This is a genomic window from Arthrobacter sp. MSA 4-2 (genome assembly GCF_016405885.1).
Classification (GTDB): Bacteria; Actinomycetota; Actinomycetes; order Actinomycetales; family Micrococcaceae; genus Arthrobacter_D.
In genome coordinates this window covers 311363-333639 of sequence record NZ_JAEKGC010000003.1, presented here as the reverse complement: position 1 = coordinate 333639, position 22277 = coordinate 311363, and the positions used below count along the sequence as shown (strand labels likewise).

The window sequence follows — 22277 nt, the reverse complement described above, 5'->3', positions numbered from 1 at the left end:
CGCCGGGTCAGCAGCCCCTCCTTCCGGACCTGCTTCAGGAGGACCGAATAGGACGCAACAACGTCATTGGGCTTGGCAATCCGGACTTTGCGGCCGGCGGCTGTGACGCTCATGAATATCCCTGGGGGTTGGGTCGGCTTCCCAGCCTTCGATGGGGCGAGCCCCGCAGATTCCTCCACTCTACGCGTACTCCCGGTGCAGAGGCTGTGCTATTTCACTTTGGTTGCTTTTGCACCATGCCACTGCTATGCGGAAATTTCGGTCCGGCGCCGGGCGAGGAAGTGCGCACTAGACTGGGGAGCTATGCGCGCCATTGCCAAGTACCGCACCCCCATCGTCTGGCTCCTCGTTGTGGCCCTGATCCTCAGCGTGGGAGCAGGGTTCTTCTCCGCCGTCCTTTAGCGGCCTGCCCCCTCCTCCCGGGAAGCCTAGGGTAGTAAGCAGGCTTAGTTTCTGCTTCATGCCTTCCCCGGGTTGCCTCGGAGACCCGGGACCCAATCGGCAACGGAGGAAAAATGAATTCCCAGTCCGCAACCAGCGACCAGTACACCTTCCAGAACCCCGTGACGCGGTTCGAGAGCATCTCTCCGCCCAGGCAGCACCAACCCGAGCCAGGACTGGACCGGGACCTCGAGCCCCACGCGGACCGCGGGGAGACCTCCTACCGCGGCACCGGCCGGCTGGAGGGCCGCAAGGCCCTGATCACCGGCGCGGATTCCGGCATCGGTGCCGCCGTCGCCATCGCCTACGCGCGGGAGGGCGCCGACGTCGCCATCGGCTACCTTCCGGAGGAGGAGGCCGACGCCGAGACGGTGATCCGGCTGATCGAGGAGAGCGGGCGGAAGGGCGTCAAGCTCCCCGGCGACGTGAAGGACCCCGACTTCTGCCGGTCAATGGTGCAGCAGGCCGCCGATCAGCTGGGCGGCCTGGACATTCTCGTCAACAACGCGGCCAAGCAGGTGGCCGTCGACTCACTCGAGGATCTTTCGGACGAACAGCTCGAGCACACCTACAAGACGAACATCCAGTCCTTCTTCTGGATCACGCGCGAGGCGCTGAAATTCCTTCCGCCGGGCTCGACGATCGTCAACAGCACCTCCATCCAGGCCTACGAGCCCTCCCCGACCCTGATCGACTACGCCAGCACGAAGGCCGCGATCAACAACTTCACCAAGGGAATGGCCCAGCAGCTCGCGCCGAAGGGCATCCGCGTCAACGCGGTGGCACCCGGACCCATCTGGACGCCTCTGCAGGTCTCCAGCGGCCAGCCCAAGGAGGCCCTGCCGGAGTTCGGAAAGAGCACCCCTCTCGGGCGGGCCGGCCAGCCCACCGAGGTTGCGCCGGCGTATGTCTTCCTGGCGTCCGCGGAGTCAAGCTTCGTCCTGGGGGAGACCCTCAACGTCAACGGCGGAATGCCCTCGCCCTGAGCGCCTAGCGGTGTGAGGCACGCAAAAGCCCCGGGCTCCTTGGGAACCCGGGGCTTTGTGCTGCTGTTGCGGCGTCCGGCCGAAGCCGGCCCCGTGACGGCCTAGCCGCGGCGCAGCTCGTCGTAGTCCGCGCGGTCGATCCGGCGGTGGTAGCGCATCCCGGCGAGGCCGCCGAGGATCGCGCCGATCAGCGCCGCGAGGGCGGCAACCACGACGGAGATAACTCCGGCAGTGGTCAGATCGCCCTCGTTGATGGGCAGCCGCGGGAAGCTGTTGAGGTTGGCGAGGATGTCGAACTGGCTGCCGGCAATGACGCCGAGGATGGCCACGACGACGGCGATGATAAGGGCCCACAGCCACACCGCGATCCCCTGCTTGGCGCCGTCGAACCGAGCCATCCGCCCTGCGACGTACCCGCCGGCAAAGTAGGAGACCAGCAGCAGCACCAGGAGGACGATGGCGGAGGTGACCCCTACCGTCTGGGCGTCCTGGGATGCCTGGTCGGCGGCTTCATCGAGGTTGGTGTTCGTCGAGAGGCTGAACACGGCGCCGGCTGCCGCGAGCAGGGCGGTCAGCAGCACCGCCATGCCGGTGGCCGTCAGCCAGCCGAAGAAGGCGGAGCCGAACTTCATGCCGCCGAACTCTTCCTTTTCTCGCTGGTGAAGGGCGCGGCGGTCGGCGGCAGCCGGGATGGCGTCGTCAGCCACGGAGGGGCGGTCGGCGCGGTTGCGGTGCGGATCCTCGTCGGGATCCAGCGAGTGGGACCCGGAGTCCTTGGTCGCACTGACGGGGACAGCGCGGGTGTGTGCGCGGGTGGCCGTGTCGTCGGCTCCGGTGTCGCCGACCCGGTTCGCGGGGGTGTGTTCCCGGGTGGCGGTGTCGTCGGACGGCGCCTCGCCGACGCTGCTCGCGCCGGTGGAGTGCTGCGTGTCGTTCCCGCGGGGGCGCCGCAGAGCTCCGTCGGTGTCCCCTGTTCCTGGCGTACTCATGCGTCCTCCTGTTTGCAAGACCAAATTTTACTCAGTCACCTTAGTATTGCAGGCCGCGCGGTGGAACTCTACGTGTCGGGGCGCGCCGGTCCCGGGTGGGAGACTGGGCGCATGGACTTCCAGGTATTGATGACGGTGGTGAGCGGACTGCTCATTGCGGTGGGGACTGCCGGCGTTGTGGTTCCGGTGCTGCCCGGCAGTGTGCTGATCATTGGATCGCTGCTGCTGTGGGCCTTCGCCGTCGAAAGCGCCGTGGGATGGGTGGTTTTTGTCCTAGGATCCCTGTTCGCCGTCGCCGGCCTGCTCTCCGGGCTGGTCCTGACCGGAAGGACCCTGAAACGCCAGCAGATTCCGGGCCGCTCGGTGACGATCGGGCTGATCATCGGCGTGGTGGGGATGTTCGTCGTCCCCGTGGTGGGGCTGTTCCTGGGCTTCGCGCTGGGACTGTTTGGCAGCGAATACCAGCGGCAGCGCAACGCCCGGTCCGCCCTGTCCTCAAGCCTTCAGGCACTGAAGGCCACCGGGCTGGGCATCCTGGCAGAGCTCGGCTTCGCTTTCGCCGCCGGCACCACCTGGATCCTTGGCGTCTGGGTGCACTTCGCCTGAGGCCGGCGCCCAACGCGCCCGAAAACGCCCAGCGGACCCGAAAACGACAAACGCACCCGATAAATCGGGTGCGTTTGTCGTCATCGGGTTCCTTAGGTGCAAGGGCGGCCGGGAGCCGTGGGCTACCTGCCGAAGTTCTTCCCGTAGCGGGTCTTGTCGGCCCGGTTGATCGAGCCGGGGCGGCGGGTCTGCGCGCCGCCGCGCTTCTGCATGACCTTGGAGACAACGATGGGGGCCAGCGCCCAGAGGATTCGCTTGAGCATGACGGTTTGTCCTTTCGTCCAGTGCCGGAATCGGCATCAATACTAATCCTACTGACTAATCGTCCGTCGAGGGACCGTTCGTAACGAAGTCCCGAAGTGCCGCCAGCTGCGTTCGGCGCACCTCCGGGTTCAGGTACATCATGTGGCCGGCTTCATGGAAGTGGTGCGAGAAGCGGGCCTTAGCCTGGTCGGAGAGGGACATATGCGCCCAGACGTATTCGGTGGCGAAGTGCGGAGTGGCGCCGTCGTAGTAGCCGTAGTCGACGTGCACGCGGAGGCCCGGATTGTGGATGAGGAGGCGCTCGAGCACGTTCGAGACATCGACGGGCGCCCCCTCGAAGGTGCGGTAGCTCCAGGGCTGCACCCTGGCGGTGAGGATCTCGTAGGGGAGGTCGTTCTCGTAGCCCAGCTCGGCGCGCACATAGTGGTTCATCGCGGCGGCGAAGGGTCCGGTGATCGCCCGCATGCTCGGATCGTCCCAGGAATCCGAGCTCTGGAGGTTCTCGGGAGGGGCGGTGAACCTGCCATCGATCCGGCCGACGGCCAGGCCCTCGCCGCGCAGCAGTTCGGCGGCGAACTCGGAGTAGTCCCAGCGCAGGTTGGTGCGGCGGATGAATCCTTCATCGAGGCTGGTGATGGCGCTCAGACGGGCGACGGCGTCGTCGTACTCGGCCTGGGTGAGCCGGTTGCCCTGGGTGAGGGCATAGCCGAAGTCCGCGGCGGCGAACTGCTCGGCGTCCCGCACCACCTCGCCCAGGTCCCGCCCGCCGTGGCGGCCGTGGAAGTGGGCGATAGCGGCGTAGGTGGGAAGGTGGAGGGCGTAGGGCAGGTCGCTGCCAGGGAAGAAGCGCAGGGTCGACATATTGAGCACTGTGGAGATCAGGCCAAGGCCGTTTACCGCCATCCCATAGGCGTCGAACAGGCGGCCGGCGACAGCGACCGCGCGCAGCGTGCCGTAGGACTCGCCGACAAGGTACTTGGGGGACAGCCAGCGGTTGTTGCGGGTCGTCCAGAGGCGGATCACCTCGGCGACGAGGTCCCGGTCCTCGATGAAGGCGTGGAATTCGTCGGTCTTCTCCCCATCCACGACGCGCGAGAAGCCGGTGTTGACCGGGTCGATCATCACGAGGTCGCTGGTTTCGAGCAGGGAATCGGGGTTGTCGGCAAGTCCGAAGGGGGCGGGGGTCATCGCTCCGACGTCGCCGGCGTCCACCAGCCGGGGCCCGAGCAGGCCCAGGTGGAGCCACACCGAGGAGGACCCGGGTCCACCGTTGAAGGCGAAGGTCACCGGGCGTCCGGGCTCCCCGTCGTCCTTGGTGTAGGCGGCCAGGAAGATTTCGGCCTTGGGCCGGAAGCCATCGGCCCGGCCGTCCTTGGTTTCCTCCCGGCGCAGCACGAGCCGCCCGGTGGTCGTCGTGTACTTCAGGCCCGACGGCGAGGTATGGCCGCGCGAGACGAAGTCGTCGCTGACGTCCTTCGATTCGGTGGGCGGGTCGGCGGGAGTCGGGGTTCCTGTCGGGTCATCAGCCATGGCACGAGCCTAGCCGTGGTTGATTCAGGCAATCACTAGGAGTCCACGGGTTGGGCGGGACGCCGGGCGGCGTTGGGGGCCTCGCCCGTCCAGACGGTGCCCTGCAGCGGCCGCGCATAGAACAGCGCAGCAGCCAGGCCGATGAGGATGACAGTGGCCGGCAGGTAAAGGGCCTGCCCCATGGAGAGCGCGTAGCCGGCCTGGGCCGCCTCGGGCAGGGCCGACCCGGCGTCCGCGGATCCGCCGCCGAGGTTGGCGCTGAGCCGGGCCTGCATCATCGCCGCGATGGCGGAGCTGCCCAGGACCGCACCGACCTGCCGCGTGGTGTTGTACACGCCGGAGCCGGCCCCGGCCAGCGAAGGGTCAAGATTGCGGGTGGCGGTGAGGGAAACCGGGGCCCAGATGCCGGCGCTTGAGAATCCGAGAAGCGAGACCGGGAGCAGGATCAGCCACAGTGGGACATCCGGGGTAAGGATTGCGCCCAGCCAGAACAGTGCGGCCGACATCCCGGCGAAGCCGAGCACCGCCATGAGCTTCGGGTTGTTGCGCTGGACGAACCTGCCCACAAATGGAGCAAGGACGCCGGAGACCACGGCCATCGGCGTGAGCAGAAGCGCCGCCTGCGTCGGGCTGAGCCCCCGTACGTTCTGGGCGTAGAGCATCAGCGGGAGCGCCATGGTGGTGATCGAGAAACCCATGGCGGTGATCGAGGTGTTCGCGAGGGAGAAGTTGCGGTCCCGGAACAGCCGCAGCGGAAGCAGCGGTTCCGCCCGGTTGAGGCGCTGCCACATCACGAAGGCCGTCAGGAGGACCAGCCCGGCAATGATCAGGGACCATACGGTCACCGGCCCGGCGATGGTGCCCCAGTCGTACGATTCCCCCTCCTGGATGCCGAAGACGAGGCAAAACATCCCCGCCGCGCTGAGCAGCACGCCCAGGATGTCGAAGCGGTGGCTGTTGGTCCTCAGCCGTGGCACGAGCCGGTAGGCAAGGATGAATCCAATCACTCCCACCGGGAGGTTGATGAAGAAGATCCATTCCCACCCGAGGCTGTCCACCAGGATGCCGCCGAGGACCGGACCGACGAGGGTGGCCACGCCGGCCACCGAGCCCCACAGTCCCATGGCGGTGCCGCGCCGTTCCGGCGGGAAGATGCGGGTGATCACGGACATGGTCTGGGGGGTCATGAAGGCTGCCCCGAGACCCTGGAGGACGCGGGCGAGAATGAGGGTTCCGACCGAATCGGCGAGCCCGCACCAGGCGCTGGACAGGGTGAAGATCACAAGCCCCACGAGATAGATCCGGCGCGGACCGAAGCGGTCACCCAGCCTGCCGGTGATGAGCAGCGGCACGGCGAACGCCAGCAGGTAGGCGCTGGTGACCCAGATGACCTCGTCGAGGGTGGCGCCGAGGCCCTCCATGATGGCCGGGGTCGCCACCGAGACGATCGTCGAGTCGACGAGGATCATGAAAAACCCGATCACCAGGGACCACAGGGCGGGCCAGGGCCGGATGTCCCCGCCCTCGGGAGTCGGCTGGGCGGATACCGATTCGTCGCGGGGCATGGTTCACAGGTTACTCCTGTGCGCCGACGAAACCCGCGGCGGTTTCCGGGCCCACCGGCAGCCGTGGGCCCGGTCCGTCGTCCGGTCGGTCCGCCATCCGGGGCGGGGGCGGCGCGGACCTGCGCCCTGCCCCACGGCCTCGGGGGCTATGCCGCCTGGGCTACGTCGTCGGCGATCCAGAGGTCGGGGCCGAAGACCTCGTAGTGGATGTCCCACGGCGAAACCCCGCGCCGCAGGAGCGAGGTGCGGATGCTCTGCATGAAGGGCAGGGGGCCGCAGAGGAAGTATTCGGCCTCCGCTGGAAGGGCGATCGGATCGAGGTTCATGCGCCCCGGCCGGCGGTCATGGCTTCCGCCCCTGAAGGCGCCGCTGGTCGAGTCCCATGCCACGAACCGGGCGGAGGCAAGCCCGGCCAGGTCCTCCTGGAGCTGGCGCTGGAGGATGGCGGGGCCCGGGTTGCGGTCGACGTGGAGGAAGGTGACGCTGCGCTGGCTCCCGGTCCGGGCCAGATGGGACAGCATGCCGGCGTGCGGGGTGACGCCGACGCCGGCGCTGGCAAGGACGAGCGGCCGGTCAGAGGGCCGCAGCACCACCTCCCCGAACGGAGCGGAGACCTGCACGCGGTCGCCGAGTTTGAAGCGGTCATGGAGGGCGGCCGACACCTCACCCTGGGGGCCCGCCGCGGGGCGTTCGCGCTTGACGGTGATCTGCCTAAAGGTTCCGTCGTCGGCCCGGGACAGGCTGTACTGCCGGGGCTGGAGGAGCCCGTCCTGCATGGGGATCCGCACCGAGACATACTGTCCCGGCAGTGAAGCCGCGGCGGTGCCGCCGTCGGACGGTTCAAGCACCAGCGTGACCACGTCTTCGGTCTCGGCGGTCTTCCGGGTGATCGTCCACTCGCGCCAGACCTCCCCGGCGGCAAGTCCGGCGGTCCGGTAGAGATCGCGTTCCAGATTGATCAGGACGTTGGCCATGAGCCAGTAGACCTCATCCCACGCCGCCGCGACCTCAGGGGTCACCGCTTCCCCCAGGACGTCGACGATGGCCCACATCAGGTGCTCATGCACGACGCTGTACTGCTCCGGGAGGATTCCCAGGGAGGCGTGCTTATGTGAGATGCGCGCCAGCAGCTGGTCGGGCAGTTCGTCCGCCTTGTTCAGCAGATGTCCGGCGAAGGCGGCAATCGAGCCCGCAAGGGCCTTCTGCTGGCGGCCGCCGGCCTGGTTTCCCCGGTTGAAGACGCCGTCGAGCAGCTCGGGGTGTGCTTCGAACAGGTGCGTGTAGAACCGCTGGGTGATCTCTCCGAGGTTTTTTCCGACCACTGGAAGCGTGGCGGCGATCACGGGGCGAGACTGATCCGACAACATTGGTGTTTTCTTCCTTCGACGCGAACGACGGACCGCAGGGGTCCTTGGGGCCGGGCGGGAGCGGCGCGGAGGCGTCGGCTGGCGCGGGGACTGGTTCAACTCTAGCCAATTTCTACAGCGTGTAGAAATTGGACGGCCGCCTTCCGGTTCGACTCCCCAAGCACCTTCCCGCCGGCATCGGACGTCGAAGCCGGGAGCGGGTACCGCGGGCGGGCGCTTTACGGCCGGCTTTGAGCAAAGCGGGAACTATTCGCTAGAGTGAGAGGGTCAGGGGCTTTAGCTCAGTTGGTAGAGCGTTTCGTTCGCAATGAAAAGGTCAGGGGTTCGATTCCCCTAAGCTCCACTACGAAGGCCCTTTGGCCTGCGGAAACGCCGGCGTGAAGGTTCTTTCTCCTGGCTCTCGGAGGCTCAACCACACGGAAACCACACGCTTTCGTCCAACTTGGGTTGGGCCGGTGGCGTTGAGTCCGTCCGTCCCGAACTTTCGTTGTAGTAGCCGCCATTCACATGGACAAATGTTCCGGACCGAGTGGCGACTCCGTACCGAACTGTTGGAGGGTCGCCGTGAGGTCCGGTGACTCGGTCGCCTTGGCGATGTAGTGCTTCTCTGTGATTGCCGTCCCGGAATGACCCAGTTGGGCGGCAGCTTGCCTGGAGCTGTATTCCTGGTTGATGAGAGTGGCAACTGATTTACGGAAGACATGCGGGGTTACCCACTCGTAGGGCGATCCCGCGCGGGCGTCCCGCCATTGTCTGCGGAAGTTGTGGGGGCTGCGCACTGTCCCCGTGGAGGACGGAAACAGCACGTCTTCGGGTTTGGGCTGCTCGGCCGAATACCTGCATTGAAGTGTTTGCACGGCGAAGGGCGGCACCCTCATCGTGCGGAAGCCCGCTTTTGTCTTCGGATGGTCTTGCCGGTAGGCGCCGCGGCCTTTCTCCATGACGACGGTTCCCGAGATGGTGATGGTGGGCGGTTCCGCTTGGAGGTCGACGTCCTGCCAACGGATGGCCAGGACCTCACCAATGCGGGCGCCCGTGGCAAGGAAGATATCGAGAACGTCCAGTAGGTCTGCCGCGCGTGGCCGCCCCTGGTGGGCGGGGTCCTCTTGCCACCCGGCAATGACAGTCCGGAGCTTCTGAACGTCTTCGACTGACAGTGCCTTGACGTCCTTCCTGGCGATTTTGATGGCACCGACATCCCGGACTGGATTGCTGCGCAGGGCATCGTGCCGGAGCGCGAGGCCGATCATGCCGGTCAGAACGATTTTGGAATGACGTGCGGTGGCAGGGTGGTCTGCGGCGACGTCTTTGAGGAACCGGTCAATACGGCCGGTGCTCAGCTCGTGCAGCCGGAGTCCGGCCAGTGCGGGTTCGATGACACGCCTGTAGGTGTCACGGTAGCCATCGATGGTCCTTCGGCCCGCGCGACCATTGTTCTCAATTTCTTCGAACCACAGATCGCTGAGCTCGGATAGCCGAGTAGTTCTGGTAATTTCACTTGAGAGAGGGGCCCGCCGATCCTGGAATGAAGTGACAAGGGTTCGCTCGGCGGAGGCTCCGCTGGTTCCCCAGGCTTCCGCGGTGCGGGTGATGCCGTCAGTGTCGCGGTATCTTGTCGTCGCACGCCAGCGGCCATTCGGGTGTTTTTTCCGGCTGATCTTCCCCCAGGTTCCGAGCGGTAGAGGAGGCCTGGGAGACATTTAGGCTTCCAATCGGGAAGACAGCCAGGAGTCGTAGTCGGTGCGGCTGATTCGGAGATGCCTTCCGATTCGATACGCGCGGGGGCCGAGGTGTTTGACCCGCCACTGGTAGAACGTCTGCTCTGGAATCTTTAGCTGGGTGCAAATGTCCTTTGGGGTCAGCCACTGATCGTCGCCACCTTCTTCAGTGTTGCTGCTTTCTGGGGTGGTGGTCATGAAATTCTTTCTGTCGTAGATGCCGGCCCAAGGGCAAGGTCTGTTCCCCGTTCATGGGAGCAGGGTGTCGGGACGGCATGACGGACACATGAAAGCTTGCCGCCAGCGGCACCGCCGGGGCCCTGCACGTGCTCGGGACGGGTGCAATCCACCGTGCGATATGACTGGCCGTGAGTCGGCACTCACGGCGATTGCCTTGGATGCCAGAGGTGTGAGGTGGTTGGTGCGCTAGGGCTGGATGCATCGTCTGGCCGGGCGAGGGCTGCAGGTATAGCGGCGGTCGCTCTTCATGCTGCGGGACAGCCAGACGAAGCCATTGCCTCGCTTCTCGATAAAGCGGTGGACTTCGTTCTCACCTCTGATACTGGGCGCTACACGCCCGCTATCAGTGGAAGCGCGGCATATATTCGCTCCTTGGGAAGTCCGGAGCATTCGTAGACAGTGATTCTCACTCAGGGATCCCTCAACGGACACTTTCGTGGGCGGGTCCAATACGGCAGTGGGACGGGGGATCCCGGTCAGTGCTTGGAGGGGATGTAACCGAGGCGCTGGGATGCGGGGTTTCATCCAGTTCGGTTCTGGTTCGCCGTCGGATGAGTGCCGGTGGCCGAGCACGCCGTGCGTGAATTCCGGGAGGTCGTCCGGATGCGTCCACAAGGGCCCGGAGGTACAACCGATGCTCGTGAAATACGCGCCGAACTGCTCCGGGTCCTCCGGCTACGGCTGGTTCACCACCTTGTCGATCAGCTCCGCGACCGCCTCGGGGGTCGGGTCGAGGAAGTGGGCTGGTTCCCCGGAACACTCATGGCTGCTCCATACGCCTCCTCCATATTGCTGGTATGTGCTCAGTCTTGAATAGAGAAAATGGCAATGTGAATGCCGAGCTACGTACTCAATAGATTAGCGCGAAGCAAAGCGCGTTCAGCTAACTTGTCTGCAAGCTTCGACTCAACCGGCTTGATCCATTGAGCAACAGTTCCCTGCCCCATCGTGTCCAAGACCGCGAATATTCCAACGATGGCGGTCGCCCCCCATACAGCGTTTTTTAGTAGAGGAAGCTCGGATAGCCACTCAGGATTTGCAAGGTTGACCACCGAGAGTCCCGCAAGGCAAGCTGCTATCACCCAAACGAGGGTCCTGAGGAGATGTTTTGAATGGCGTTCGGCCGCGGCTTCAATTTCCTTCCGCCGCCGGTTGTCCGCCTCCTCTCTTTCTCGGAGCCGCCGCTGGGCTTCAGTGCGAGCACTTCGCTCATAAGTAAGCTCTCCGGAGAGGCGATCAACCACCTCAGATGTTTCTATATACGCAGCTGCAGCTGTGTCCGCTGACGCGCTAGCCATAGCTTCGCTTGTCTCGCGGTTTCGTAACTTCACTTGGATAGGTTCTTCGATGGAGTTACGAAGGCGCTCCAGTACCGCTAGGGGGGAATCGGAAGTAACGGCAGACCCGCGGCCAAGGGTTTCATCCATCAGAGCATTGCGGCCTACCGTGGTTGAACGCAACACAACTGCTTCGTCAGGGGATACTGTCCCGCGAGCCTCGAGCAAGCCAACTTCGTGCACATAGTTCGACCAGAGCGACGGATCTGGCTGCATTCCTGCATAAGCCGATGCAACAATCATGTTTCTGGGAAGATCAGGAGCTACGGAAGGGCTTCGAGCCCAAATGATGCCAGCCAGGGCCGAATCGGTCATCGCTAAGGGCCACTCGTGCCGCTCGCCCTCCACCCGACGAGACGCGCGAACCAAGTCGGAGTTGTCGGTAAGCAGTACTGCGCCACATCGATCGAGAGCTCCAAGTGAACGACCCCTCCGAAGTCTGTGGATCGCAGACAAGCTTTCCAAGTCAAACTCCCGTGTTGATGCGGATCTGTAACCAACGAATTCTTGCAGGGCTATCTCTAGCTTTTCTTCATCAAGCCCGAAAGCGTGATAGGTGTCAGGCTTCGGTACTAATTTGATACCCATCGCCTCTACTGCATCGGGCAGCTTTTGTGATGCAAGTAAGATGTCTGCGGAGTTCCACCCTTGATCTTGGAAATAAAGATCGATTGGACGTGCATCCCGCCCTCTGCTGCTCTTAGAAAAAGCTTCGGCGCTTCGTAACACGCCTTCCATTTCCCGGAGGGTGTGTTCGAACACCCGAAGTTGAGCGCCTTGGCTCCTTGCTAACTCAATCAGCTGCTTGGACGCTCTCTCTAGGGCTTCGCCTGAGTAGCCGAGCAGGTCGATGAGAACTGGAGTGTCCAGGTATACGTGCAGTGAGCTGAGGGAGTTTTGAAACGATGAGGTGTCCAAAGTGATGACAGCTGAGAGTATGGCGCCCTTAGCGGCTTCTTCCAAGTATGAAAACCCCACATCGTCTCGCTCGTACAAGTGGGCGACAAATCTCGCTATCACATAATCGAAAGGGCGTTCAGTGCGGGTATTTTCCGGTCTTACGATTGCCCGACCAGCGACGGAGCTTGCGATAACTGGGATGGCATGGCGTTCAAGATAGTCACCTAGTTCCTTAGCGATGTGCGTAGAAGCCAACTCCGCGTGATCGGGGAACTCGACTGACAAAAAGGAGTAGAATCTTTCTTCCAAGCTTCTTTGCTGGCGAAGGTACTTATCTCTCAAACTTGTGACATTAGGGGCGATCTTCTCGCCGCTGGTAGTCAGGGAGTAGCCCTTCACGTCTCCTTGAATATGCTTGGTGCGCTTAGCTCTCTTGAGAATCTTTTCTACAACTAAGTCGGGAATGTTTATTCCAAACTTCTCGTGAATCTCCGTTGCAATCGATTCTCGCGTAAGAGTTGACGGAGAGTGCTCCGCCAGGACTCCCAAAATGAATCCACGAAAATTGTCTACGTAGCTCGGAGCGTCCGCGATGTAATTAGCCCGTAGTACGGCGAATCCAACTAGTGCACTGGACGTCTCGGTCATTTTTCCCCTAAGAACTGCGATGTCCGTGGCCATCACCGGCCGGCGGTCCTCGTCTATCATCCGACGTGCTAGTGACACAGGCCGGCGTAGGTGGAGGTAGGAAGGACTTTATCGAAGTCCTCCGACATCCGCATTGCACCAGTGCCCGTTAGTCGGTCCGTCGTGGGCGACCTCATGCTGGTGACGCTATCGTAGACGAGTGCGATATTTGGTAGCTCTTGGATTTCAGTCACGACCGAGCAGCTTGGAATCGACCAGTGATCTCCTCGAAAAGCTCGACTTCAGCGATGGTGTTGGATGGCTCGCGCTCGGACTTGCCGTTCTGCTCGCTGTCATCGGCTTCGTCGTGTGGTGTGTCCGTACTGCCCGCAAGCGTAAAGAAGAGGCTCGACTAGTAACAAGTCACTATCGACTTCTGGGTGGGATGAACGTTCCCTTCCAGTACGAAATTTCGATTTACAACGCGACGCCACATCCACTGCGCACGGTCGAAGTAAGATACTGGAATGGCACCATGTGGCGACCGGTGCTCGCCCGCTCCTCCCAAACGGGGGATCCTGTCGTCCTTCCCAATGACATGGGGATCGCATCGGTGCCGGCCATGACAACGGACCTCAGGGAGTTCGACAGGTTTTACTTCTTTCGGTACACAGACTCGCGAAATCGAACCTGGGATCGGCGTATCGACAGCCCGGACTTCCTGAGCCGGGATGAAGTTCGACAGCTTGAGCAAGGTCACGGAACCATTTGATCGTTGATGTCGGGTTTGGCCTAACCCGCCGGTCCCTCATCGGAACGCCAAGCCCTAACGTCCCGCGAGTCGCTGTGCTCTACTCGTGTCTGGCTGGCTCCCTTCCCATAGGACCTGCGCGAGTTAATGCCCGGTGAGGGCGCCGTGTGCGGACGCTGATCCGGGAGCTGATTCGCTTTCGGTCGTCCTAGCAAAGGATCCCTTGGTAGGACGGACTGATAGCTTGCCGACCAGTCCGGGCGTTCCCAGCATCGGCGGGGACTTCCATGTCCCTGGTTTGTCTCAGCAATGTGTCTCTGCCGGTAATTCTCGCCTAAGTAGAAACGATCCTTTGATAAGCACAAGGAGCGCGCCGGCGGTTGAAGCACTTGGTGGACCATAGGGGAGTGCTATTCCGCAGCGTTGCCAAAGGCGTCAATAGCACGGGGCCGATGGGCATAGCCATGCTCGCAGTCATGTCTGGCTCCGTGCGGCTCGAGCGTGGCTTCACTCGATACCGAAGTCGAATTCACCTTTTTGGTGGTGCCCGAAGCGTTCTCTGAGGAAGTTGCCCGTGCTGGTCAGTTCTGCAGATGTCTGGCGGTGGCGGCTGGAGTGCAGTGTTTCGGCCTGACGGGAGAGGAGTTGAAGTTGTTCGTTGAGTTCCTCGTTGGCGGTCTTTCCGTTGGGCTGCCGGTTCTCGACCATTGCAGGCGGTACGGCGAGGTATCCGCGGAGAACTGCCGGGAGGTATTCGCGGACGATGGCTGCCAACTCGTACTCGAAACGGGCGTCCTTTGAGGGCTGCCGCGTCTCCACGTCGATCACCGCGTCCAGGGTTTGACATGTTTCAAGGATGGTGACATACGCGTCTGATGGGAGACGGTGCTTGTTCTGCTTTGCGTACGATGCAATCCAGGCCAGATCCGGAGATAAATCACTCGCTGGTGGGCTGAACGAGGGCCCCGGTCCCGGCGCGGGCGGGGCTTGCTGGTAGGTGGGCTGGAAGGGTGCGTGCTGCTGATTCATTATCTCCGGCGGGAGCTGGCGATTTTTTCGGGGCAGCCATAGGTCGCGAAGCATGAAGCAGCGCACTGCTGCCACTGCCATCGACCCAAGACCCGCTAAAGCCAACAGGTTAGAAAGGGCACTGTCCTCAGGGCCTGTGAGGGAGAAGGCCAGGATGAACACGGCTGCATAAATCGCCCCCTCTATCATCACTTTCTTGTTCTTCGCGCCTATGCCGATGAGGAGCACGAAGAACGCGACAAATATGCTGAAGAGGAGGGCCAGTAGTGCCTTGAGGACGTTTCCGGCGGTAAAGCGTGTCATTGTTGGCCTCTCGGGGGGAGGATCGTGGCGGCGTCGGAGGCGTGGCTGCGTTCTAGTTGCAGGCGGGCCCGGTCAACCTGGCCCTGAAGGACCTGCACTGTCTGTTTCATCGACTGTGCTGCTTCGGCCTTGTACCGGTCGACCTCGTCCATGGCCTGGAATACGTTGTCGAACGCCTGCTGCAGTTTGGCGGGGTCGATGGTCGCCTTGGCTGCGTTCTGGTGGATTGCGGTGCCTTGAGAGCGGAGCAGCTCCGAGGTCGAGACGATCATGTCCGCAGTCGTCGAGTTCAGGGCATCGATCTGTGCGAGAACGATTTTCTGCTGCGCCAGCGCCTGCGCAACGATGACAGCAACCCGCAGCGCGGCGAGAGTGGTGCCTAGTGCCCGGTCCACACCCTTGATGAGCTCCGTGTTGTTCTTCTTGACCACATCAAGCGCGAGGTAGCCCTGTATGGAGACGGCCATCTGGGTCATCAGATCCTGGTGGCGCTGGCGGACGTAGAACAGAGCATCCGACTCAAGCGTGGTCGCGTCGTCCGTTTTCCCTTGGTTGCGTAGTCCCACGACTCGTTCCTCGAGCCCGTTTCCCAGGTGATTGGCGAGCACCGCATAATTGGCCAGCTGTCCCATGGCCGCCCAGAGAGCATCGCGCTCGGTCTGGATCGCGGCGTTGTCCTGCCGCAGTTCGTCCTGCCCGCCCTTCAGTGCCTTGGTGATGGCATCGAGCTGTGCCTGGGCTGATTCGTACTTCATGAAGTACCGTTCGATCGCGTTGCCTCCAGGGAGGAACCTGAACATACGTTTCGTACCGGCCAGGTCGTGCCGCTTCGGATCCAGTGCTGTGACGATCTGGCGCAGTTCCACCAGGGTGTTGCCTGTACGCGATGCAGGGTCCGCGCCCGTGGCGGCGAGGGCAGCTGCTGGTCTGTTCAGCATGCGGTTGGAAGCGGCACCAGCTTGCTGCATCGTGCCTTCGCCCAAACGCGTCAGCTGCGCCATCTTCGTCTGGAACTCCGGGCTCTGCAATGGAGTCGCCAACAGGTCATCAAGGAAGTTCTTTGCGGTCTCGGCATGCTTCCGTTGAGCGTCCGCATCTACCAGAACCATGCCGCCGACTTTCTCCGGCTCATGGATAGTCACCTCCACCACGGGCTTCGGTGGCTCCAACACGAGAGGACTCTCTCCCTCTGGGTATTGGGCACTACTGAGGTCGAGTGGATTCGACATGACTTACTCCTCGGTTTCCGGAACTAGCTGAATCCTAGCCGGATTATCTAAGTACGAGACATGGCTAAGGATTTTGGTTCTGGAGCAACAGGCACCCCACAACCAGTTGTTATTGCCGAGAATATCGGTGCGAGTGCCGTACGGAAGACTCACCCTCCGAGGTATTCCCCGGTGACGGGGTCGACGGTGCCGGCTTCGATGCCTTTGCATTGGGATCTGCCTCCGTCGGTTGTCGGTTCATAGCGAAGGCAGAAAGCTTCGTAGTACGGCATGCCGTTGTTGAGAGCTGCCAGCGCTTCCTCGTAGGTGAACTTCTCAGCCGAACTCGTATCAGTAGTAGGGTCCTCAGCCGGAGTCGGTTCGCTTGGAGGAGTGGTGGGCTGGGCAGACGGAACTGTCGGACCGGCGGTTGGGACCGGAGTTGCCTTGACTGAGGGCATCGTTCCGCCTGGTGCCATGGCTACTTCCTCGCTCAGGCCGTAGGGCTGGATGGTGATACCAGTGATCCGGTCCGGTAGCTCGGTCGTGCTGGAAGCAAGCCACCCAGTGGAGACCTCGAGCTTCGAAGCATTCGTGCCGTTAAGGTACTGGTTGTGAAGTTCGGTGGACATCCTGCTCAGGTCATCCCCAACATTTTCATCGAGCACTGTGCCGTCAGCCAACGTGTATCCGTACTGACCTTCGACACCGCCGAGGGCGTCCGTGTAGTCGGGGCCCCAATCGGCTATGTGGTAGACGGACAAGTCCTGAAACTCGTAGGCAGTACCGTCCTCGTCATAAACGGTGACGAGGTAGACGGACACGTCTTCGGTGCCTTGCCTGTTGTCGATGCCGACTTTCGCGTAGCTGACGGGGTCGATTTTCAGGTCGGTCCGTAGTTGCTCTATTTCGGGTGGTCCGGCTTTAGGGATCTCGAGGGTCAGCGTTGCTCCGTAGGAGGTTGTCGCTGTGAAGCTTCGGCCGAGCTCGTACGTCTCCGGGGTGTTTTCCGCGGTAGCCGAAGGCACTGTGCTGCCGACGCTGGTCGGCGCATCGTCGCTTGTCGAGTCTGACGAACACCCCACGAGCGAAAGAGTGGTGGCTAGGGCCATTGTGGCCAGAGCGTTGATGCGGCGCATGGAACTTCCTCGGTCATGACGGCTGAAGTATTCAGGCTACGTCTAGATATGAGATGAGCGGTTCAACCGGACTGTTGGGTTGAAAGCCATTGTTGAGCGTCCAGGTTGGCTATTCGCCGGTAAAGGGTGGCCCGTGACATGCCGAGGTCGCGGGCGACGTGAGAGGCGGGTTGTCCCTGTTCGATAAGGCGGTGGGCGTTGGCGATTTGGCTGTCGGAGAAGACCACGCGCCGTCCGCCGAGGTCCAGGCCAGCGTCGCGGCGTTTGGTGTTGGAGTCGTTGACGCGTTCTCGTTTGATTTCGAGTTCCATCTGAGCGAGGGCTGCCATGACGGTGAAGACCATAATGTCTCGACCAAGCGTGTTGCAACCCACCGGTTGCAAGACGGGCGCATCGTAAGTGGTGCTGTCCCACGCCCCAAGGCAGCCCACTCGAAGTTGCGATTTTGTAGCCGGTTGAACCTGGTGTCAGCAACGGCTCGTTGCGAAAGTTCTGGCGGGTTCCGACTGCCGGCAATGCTTGGCAGACCCTTCGGATTGGAATCGGTAGGCCTATGACATAGGCGGTATATGATCCTGGAATGCCCACCGCAACTTCGACGGAATCGCAGCGCTTCCTTGGCAATCCACGTTGGATGTCTATTGCTGCAGGAATGTCCAAAGCCGAACTAGCCAACGCTCGTCAAGAGTGGCGCCAGCGAAGCGCTCAAAGATACCGACGCCTACCTGGAGAGTACATTCGGGTGAGCTCTAGTTTGATGTTGGTGTCCTGGAAGCAAGCTGACGGGGTCGAACCTTACGACGACCGCCCTTTCGATGAAATAGCAGGGTCGTGGTCATTCGTGCGTGGCACTGAGTATGAGCAGTCCGGTCAGAGCCGCGGTTACTCGGGCACTATCTATAAGGGCGAATTCGAGCTAGTACCTGAGCCGGGTAATCCTCATGATCACACTGCTCTCGCCGTTGACATGAACGGGGATCGTATCGGATACCTTGGTGCTCGCTACGCTGCTCATCATCATTGGAGGGTCCGTTCGCTGAACGTACTAGGGCAACGCGTCATGGTTCCCGGTTACTATCGGTCCACCTTTGATCCGGTTGCTGAGCGGGACTGCCTCGAAGTTGTGGTGCTGCAACCTAGCTCGCATATTTACAACGCGAAGCTGGAGGATCAAGAAGCACAGGCACAACGTCTTGGTGGACTGTGGGCAGCGCTTAGTGATGAAGTGCGAGAGAGAATCAGCGGTGATGGCTTTCACCTCACCGATGCGACCGCAAAAGAGATCCTTGAGTTGCAAGAGCAGTTTCCAGACGTCGGACTGCCCACTCTGCCGTATGCGGACGCAATGCCGCGCCCCGTCCAACTCATGCTCCGAAATGCCCGCCACGAGTGGCACGCGGTTATGCGGCGGCAGGCGCGGGAACTCGACGCGCAGGCACTCGAACTGATCCGCGGCGGATCGAGCGTACGCGATGCTAGTCAGGAACTAGCTATTTCGGAGACACGTATTCGTAAGGTGATGAAAGAGGCCGGTGTAACGACTCTTCGGAAACGGATTGATGAGTCTCAGGACGAGATGGTAGTAGCACTCGCTGAGAAGGGGCGGTCTAAGGCTGTAATTGCCGAGGAGGTCGGTATCAGCGTTAGTGCGGTATCATCCGCGCTACGCCGACGAGGTATTACGACCCAAAACAGTTCGGGACTGAACGAGTGGTCACGCGCAAGCATGCTTCAACGGGTTGCCGACTGCCACGATGTAGTTAGCCTCCAGGTCGAAGGAAAAACTAGAGCGGAGATTGCTACGCAATTGGGGGTCTCGGTAGAAACCGTGAAGAAGCGCCTGAGTGACGGACGTTTCTTCGATGACCCGGAGGTCAATCTCCAACGACTAAATCTTGCCCGCAGCGTCCGGCAACGCAGCCTGACGCAGTCCCAGTGCGCAACCGTCGGTGAGCAGCGCGCCCTTACCGATGGCAATGTGCTCGACCTTATTCATCCCGAGTGGCTGTAGCAGACACTGTAGTAAGGCCATCACGCTGGTCAGGCCGTACCTCCGAGCGACTCCGTCGACCCGACCGTGGTAGGGCTCTGGTCATGGAGGTCTCATCTTGGCGTCTCACATCCCAACGGTTAAGAGATGAGTAGAAAGAAGTAGTCAGCAGGAGCATCCACCGTACAAATATCAGGTTATGGGGTTACATGAAGGAGTAGCAATCAGTAAAAACAATGAGAAGGTTTTGGGAGAATGGCAACTGAGTGGGTTTTGCTTCCGGTACCGCAAGAGGATCACGCGGAGTTGAAGGAGATGGTCGAGTACCGACAGCTGCAGCGTGGCGAGGCGCCCTCGCCCTCGCTGGAGGAACTGAGCGGGGATGGACTGGTTGTCGACATGGTGCGGCGCGGCGCCTTCGGTCGACATCAAGCGTGGCCGGTGCCTGCGTTGAAGCGTTTGTCTGAAGGGTCGACGCTCACCGCGCAACGGTGGGCCACCGTCATGGACTTTTGCGCACGGAACCCGGAAGAGATCTTCTCGACCGAGGAGGTGTCAGCGAAGACGGGGATCCCGGTTAGTGCCTGGCGCGACGCATGCCGGAAAATCAGAGCTCACCTCAGGAAGCACTACCCGGAAGTGCCCACCTGGGAACACGAGCCCATCGCCGGGGCGCCTATGTGGCCGCTGGTGGCCATCTCGGGTCGTTATTTGAAGGTGCCCGATCAGCTGTACGTCGGCATCACTGCAGAACAGGCCACGCGCTGGATCAGTATCCGCTAACCGCTGCCAGCACACCGACACAGGACCGCGCCGCTTATGGTGCCGGCTACGAAAATCTCCAACCTGGCTTCGGGCGGCCTGCGCGGGCACCTGATGACGCCAAGGAGAGTCGGTTACTGCAAAAGAGGCCGCGGCTCGTGCTTGGCGATCGAACACATCAACCCTCTGCCCTCCGAGAATTGATGAGTTCGATCGCCCTTTCCCAGCTCGGCCGCGCTGGCTTGTGGTTGGCCCCGGGAGGCGCCAACGCGTACGCCTCTACGTGTTCAGGTTCGACTTTCAAGCGCCGAACATAATCACGTGCCTTCCCTCCGAAGGCGACGACTGTCGCGTTTGGGAGCATCTCTAATTGGGCCCGGAGGTAGCGCTGCGCACATCGGTGGTCTCTCTGGCCGCCGATCTCGTTATCGATTGAACACAGGCGGCCCTCGGTGAGCCAAACGTGTCGAAGCTGCTCATCGAATGTGAGATCGGGGTACAGCTGATCCATGAACCAGCGGACATTGCGGTGGAACAGATCGGTTCCCTCCGCGAAGGACTGATAAGCATGACGCATTCCATTTTCAAGCAACGTATCCGGGCCGTCCTGAGGGTTATAGACCTCCGAAGGGTGGGGATGCCCCGGTTCCGCGAAGACCATCACGAGCTCTACGTCCTTGAGCGCACCCGTTGCGCCCAGGAAGCCGCGCGGTACATGCCCGGATTCCGGTGCCCACCGTGCTTCGCTGCAGATGCCGAAATTTCCACAGGGCAGGTACGCAGCCCGCAACAATTCCGACAATTTGTCGTCCGGACGCATCTACGATTCCTCACATCTGAAGCTGGTTAATGCTGCACTCTAGTCGCGGCACCCGGCGGTTCTAGGGACCTCCGGAAGCCCGTGTTGAAGCGTTGCGCCAACGTCGCCGCCCGCGGAGAAAGCAAATGATGGGTAACCGAGATACCCGGGCTAGAGCAGTCAGGCCGGGCGCGGACGGTGGCCAGGATTAGGAGGGTAGCGACCAATTTGGCGACTGTGAGGCGCAACCTGGACGCTTTCGGGATTCAGGTGCATGTCAGCGTTGATTCGTTTGAGCTGCTCAAGGCAACGTGGCGAGACGTGTCTGCTGCCCCATATTCATGGGTAAGGCTTTGAGCAAGCCATATGAGATGTCACCTACCCGTACAGCAGACCCTTGCGGTTGCGCCCACGGGTAGTGGGGCAAGATTCTTGTATGTCCGAGATCGTCATGTCCTTGAGAGACCCACTGAGAACCGCTATTGGCACAGCTTCCTTCCGGTATCAGCTCACCCGTCAGTGGAAGCAGAGGGATGACCGGTCGCTTCTGACGGTGATCATGCTCAACCCATCGGTCGCTGATGCGTTACAGGACGACCGCACTGTCCGGCGCTGCATTTCCCTTGCTGATGCAACAGGTGCGGATGGTCTGCGGGTCGTCAATCTGTTTGCTCTGCGCAGCACTGACCCTGAGGGTTTAAAGCCGGTGCCTGACGCTGTTGGCCCTGAGAATGACAGTTACATCCTGGATGCAGCTCGGACGAGCACCACGATGGTGGCCGCATGGGGAGCGCACAGTTTCGCCCGGACTAGAGCGCAGCAGGTCTTCGAGGTTCTCCGACGCGAGGGAGTGGACCTGCAGTGCTGGGGTACAACGAAGGATGGTCACCCACGTCACCCGCTCTACGTCCATAGCAGCACACCCTTATGTTGTGGAGTCCACCGGGGGCTTAGACACCTGAGGCTGCACTCGTATCGAACCGGGAACGTGCGGTTCGGGCTCGGTGGTTCGTTTCCGCTAGGGGAGGAGCGCTGGTGTGGTTGTAGGCGGTTTTGTGCCCGCATGCGACCAGCTGGGTGGTATTCATCCGTAGACGTGCAGTGCTGCCCCATAGCCAAGCGGTATGCCGTGCCCTCGCAGCCACGAGTCCAGTACCTCGGTGACTGCGGTGAAGGGTAATTGTTGTGTTGGGACGGCGGGAGAGTAGGGCTCGTTTCCGGCGTCATCCGCTTCCGTACCCAGTCCAATCCGCCAGTTGCGGATAATCTCGTCTTCCTTGGATGCCACTTCCACGTGGTACGCACTTCCTATATTCATCACCTGCACGTAGCGGCCAGAGGTCCGGTGGTCGAGATTTTTGGATTGGATGACCGACCAGTCACCGTTCCGGGATGTCATGTTGATCACTTCGACGAACCGGTCCAGCGATTTGAGGTCGTACCAATCAGTTCGACAGCCAGTCATATAGGCCATCCACTCAAATTCCTCTTCCGATGCCGGGCAAAGCAGTGGATCCGCATGGGTTTTCTCGACGGGCATTGCATCAGTGGGGATGAGCCATGGCTGGACAGTTATTGTGTCTCCGGCAATGAGCGTTTCCACGGTGGCGGCTCCCTCTATGTGTTTGGCTTCAATTACATAATCGCGCGCACCACTGACACTCCGAGCTTTTTAGGAACAAGAGTGTAGGTGGGGTGGTTGGGGCCCCTGACAAGAGTCCAGCCC

General features: G+C 61.6%; 19 protein-coding genes, 1 tRNA gene and 1 pseudogene. 7 read left to right on the top strand and 14 right to left on the bottom strand.

Annotation, left to right across the window (positions count from 1 at the left end):
• Nucleotides 1–515 precede the first annotated feature (515 nt).
• The gene (locus I6N91_RS05165; protein WP_198811241.1) at nt 516–1427 is read left to right on the top strand and encodes an SDR family oxidoreductase; all 912 of its coding nucleotides are present in this window, start codon (nt 516–518) and stop codon (nt 1425–1427) included.
• Nucleotides 1428–1528: 101 nt separating this feature from the next.
• Here I6N91_RS05165 and I6N91_RS05160 read toward each other — a convergent pair whose 3' ends face one another.
• Nucleotides 1529–2416: a hypothetical protein gene (locus tag I6N91_RS05160; protein ID WP_198811239.1), complete on the bottom strand. Its 888-nt coding sequence runs from the start codon at nt 2414–2416 to the stop codon at nt 1529–1531.
• Nucleotides 2417–2527: 111 nt separating this feature from the next.
• Here I6N91_RS05160 and I6N91_RS05155 point away from each other — a divergent pair, with 111 nt between their 5' ends.
• Nucleotides 2528–3022 (top strand): DUF456 domain-containing protein, encoded by a 495-nt coding sequence (locus I6N91_RS05155; RefSeq protein ID WP_198811237.1) that lies wholly within the window; start codon nt 2528–2530, stop codon nt 3020–3022.
• A gap of 122 nt (nt 3023–3144) precedes the next feature.
• Here the strand turns inward: I6N91_RS05155 and I6N91_RS05150 are convergent, their stop codons facing one another.
• The 4 genes from I6N91_RS05150 to I6N91_RS05135 form a co-directional block, all read right to left on the bottom strand.
• Nucleotides 3145–3285 carry a hypothetical protein gene (locus I6N91_RS05150; RefSeq protein ID WP_198811235.1) on the bottom strand — a complete coding sequence of 47 codons (141 nt, stop codon included), beginning with the start codon at nt 3283–3285 and terminating at the stop codon, nt 3145–3147.
• Nucleotides 3286–3340: 55 nt separating this feature from the next.
• The gene (locus tag I6N91_RS05145) at nt 3341–4816 is read right to left on the bottom strand and encodes a peptidase S10 (RefSeq protein ID WP_198811233.1); all 1476 of its coding nucleotides are present in this window, start codon (nt 4814–4816) and stop codon (nt 3341–3343) included.
• Between the two features lie 35 nt (nt 4817–4851).
• A complete protein-coding gene (locus I6N91_RS05140; RefSeq protein WP_198811231.1) occupies nt 4852–6381 on the bottom strand; it encodes a DHA2 family efflux MFS transporter permease subunit in 1530 nt (509 codons plus the stop codon).
• A 146-nt stretch (nt 6382–6527) separates the two neighbouring features.
• Entirely contained in the window at nt 6528–7748 is a 1221-nt protein-coding gene (locus tag I6N91_RS05135; protein ID WP_198811229.1) for a globin domain-containing protein, read from the bottom strand.
• 270 nt (nt 7749–8018) lie between these two features.
• On the opposite strand from I6N91_RS05135, the gene I6N91_RS05130 reads away from it, so the two are divergent.
• Nucleotides 8019–8091: transfer RNA gene (locus I6N91_RS05130), tRNA-Ala, on the top strand.
• Between the two features lie 160 nt (nt 8092–8251).
• On the opposite strand, the gene I6N91_RS05125 is transcribed toward I6N91_RS05130, so the two are convergent.
• The 3 genes from I6N91_RS05125 to I6N91_RS05115 all read right to left on the bottom strand — a co-directional run bounded on the left by I6N91_RS05125 (nt 8252) and on the right by I6N91_RS05115 (nt 12651).
• Nucleotides 8252–9448, bottom strand: a complete 1197-nt coding sequence (locus I6N91_RS05125) for a site-specific integrase (RefSeq protein WP_198811227.1) — start codon at nt 9446–9448, stop codon at nt 8252–8254.
• A complete protein-coding gene (locus I6N91_RS05120) occupies nt 9449–9664 on the bottom strand; it encodes an AlpA family transcriptional regulator (protein WP_198811225.1) in 216 nt (71 codons plus the stop codon). It abuts the gene before it with no gap.
• A gap of 884 nt (nt 9665–10548) precedes the next feature.
• Nucleotides 10549–12651: a hypothetical protein gene (locus I6N91_RS05115; RefSeq protein WP_198811223.1), complete on the bottom strand. Its 2103-nt coding sequence runs from the start codon at nt 12649–12651 to the stop codon at nt 10549–10551.
• A 139-nt stretch (nt 12652–12790) separates the two neighbouring features.
• On the opposite strand from I6N91_RS05115, the gene I6N91_RS05110 reads away from it, so the two are divergent.
• On the top strand, nt 12791–13342 hold the full coding sequence (locus I6N91_RS05110) for a hypothetical protein (protein ID WP_198811221.1): 552 nt from the start codon (nt 12791–12793) through the stop codon (nt 13340–13342).
• A gap of 486 nt (nt 13343–13828) precedes the next feature.
• On the opposite strand, the gene I6N91_RS05105 is transcribed toward I6N91_RS05110, so the two are convergent.
• The 4 genes and pseudogenes from I6N91_RS05105 to I6N91_RS05090 all read right to left on the bottom strand — a co-directional run.
• The gene (locus I6N91_RS05105) at nt 13829–14653 is read right to left on the bottom strand and encodes a hypothetical protein (protein ID WP_198811219.1); all 825 of its coding nucleotides are present in this window, start codon (nt 14651–14653) and stop codon (nt 13829–13831) included.
• Entirely contained in the window at nt 14650–15825 is a 1176-nt protein-coding gene (locus I6N91_RS05100; RefSeq protein ID WP_307843240.1) for a toxic anion resistance protein, read from the bottom strand. The genes I6N91_RS05105 and I6N91_RS05100 overlap by 4 nt, the downstream gene beginning before the upstream one ends.
• 206 nt (nt 15826–16031) lie before the next feature.
• Complete coding sequence (locus tag I6N91_RS05095; protein ID WP_198811215.1) at nt 16032–17000, bottom strand: hypothetical protein; 969 nt, start codon at nt 16998–17000, stop codon at nt 16032–16034.
• Nucleotides 17001–17062: 62 nt separating this feature from the next.
• Nucleotides 17063–17344: pseudogene (locus I6N91_RS05090) on the bottom strand (helix-turn-helix domain-containing protein); the annotation flags it as partial.
• A 290-nt stretch (nt 17345–17634) separates the two neighbouring features.
• Between I6N91_RS05090 and I6N91_RS05085 the strand changes: the two are divergent.
• Both I6N91_RS05085 and I6N91_RS05080 read left to right on the top strand, forming a co-directional pair.
• Nucleotides 17635–19011: a sigma factor-like helix-turn-helix DNA-binding protein gene (locus I6N91_RS05085; RefSeq protein WP_198811211.1), complete on the top strand. Its 1377-nt coding sequence runs from the start codon at nt 17635–17637 to the stop codon at nt 19009–19011.
• 234 nt (nt 19012–19245) lie between these two features.
• Nucleotides 19246–19773 (top strand): hypothetical protein, encoded by a 528-nt coding sequence (locus I6N91_RS05080; RefSeq protein WP_198811209.1) that lies wholly within the window; start codon nt 19246–19248, stop codon nt 19771–19773.
• Between the two features lie 157 nt (nt 19774–19930).
• Here I6N91_RS05080 and I6N91_RS05075 read toward each other — a convergent pair whose 3' ends face one another.
• A complete protein-coding gene (locus I6N91_RS05075) occupies nt 19931–20572 on the bottom strand; it encodes a hypothetical protein (RefSeq protein WP_198811207.1) in 642 nt (213 codons plus the stop codon).
• 415 nt (nt 20573–20987) lie between these two features.
• Between I6N91_RS05075 and I6N91_RS17550 the strand changes: the two genes are divergently transcribed.
• Nucleotides 20988–21731, top strand: a complete 744-nt coding sequence (locus I6N91_RS17550; protein WP_198811205.1) for a DUF1643 domain-containing protein — start codon at nt 20988–20990, stop codon at nt 21729–21731.
• Here the strand turns inward: I6N91_RS17550 and I6N91_RS05065 are convergent.
• A complete protein-coding gene (locus I6N91_RS05065) occupies nt 21636–22154 on the bottom strand; it encodes a hypothetical protein (protein WP_198811203.1) in 519 nt (172 codons plus the stop codon). The genes I6N91_RS17550 and I6N91_RS05065 overlap by 96 nt on opposite strands.
• Nucleotides 22155–22277 lie beyond the last annotated feature (123 nt).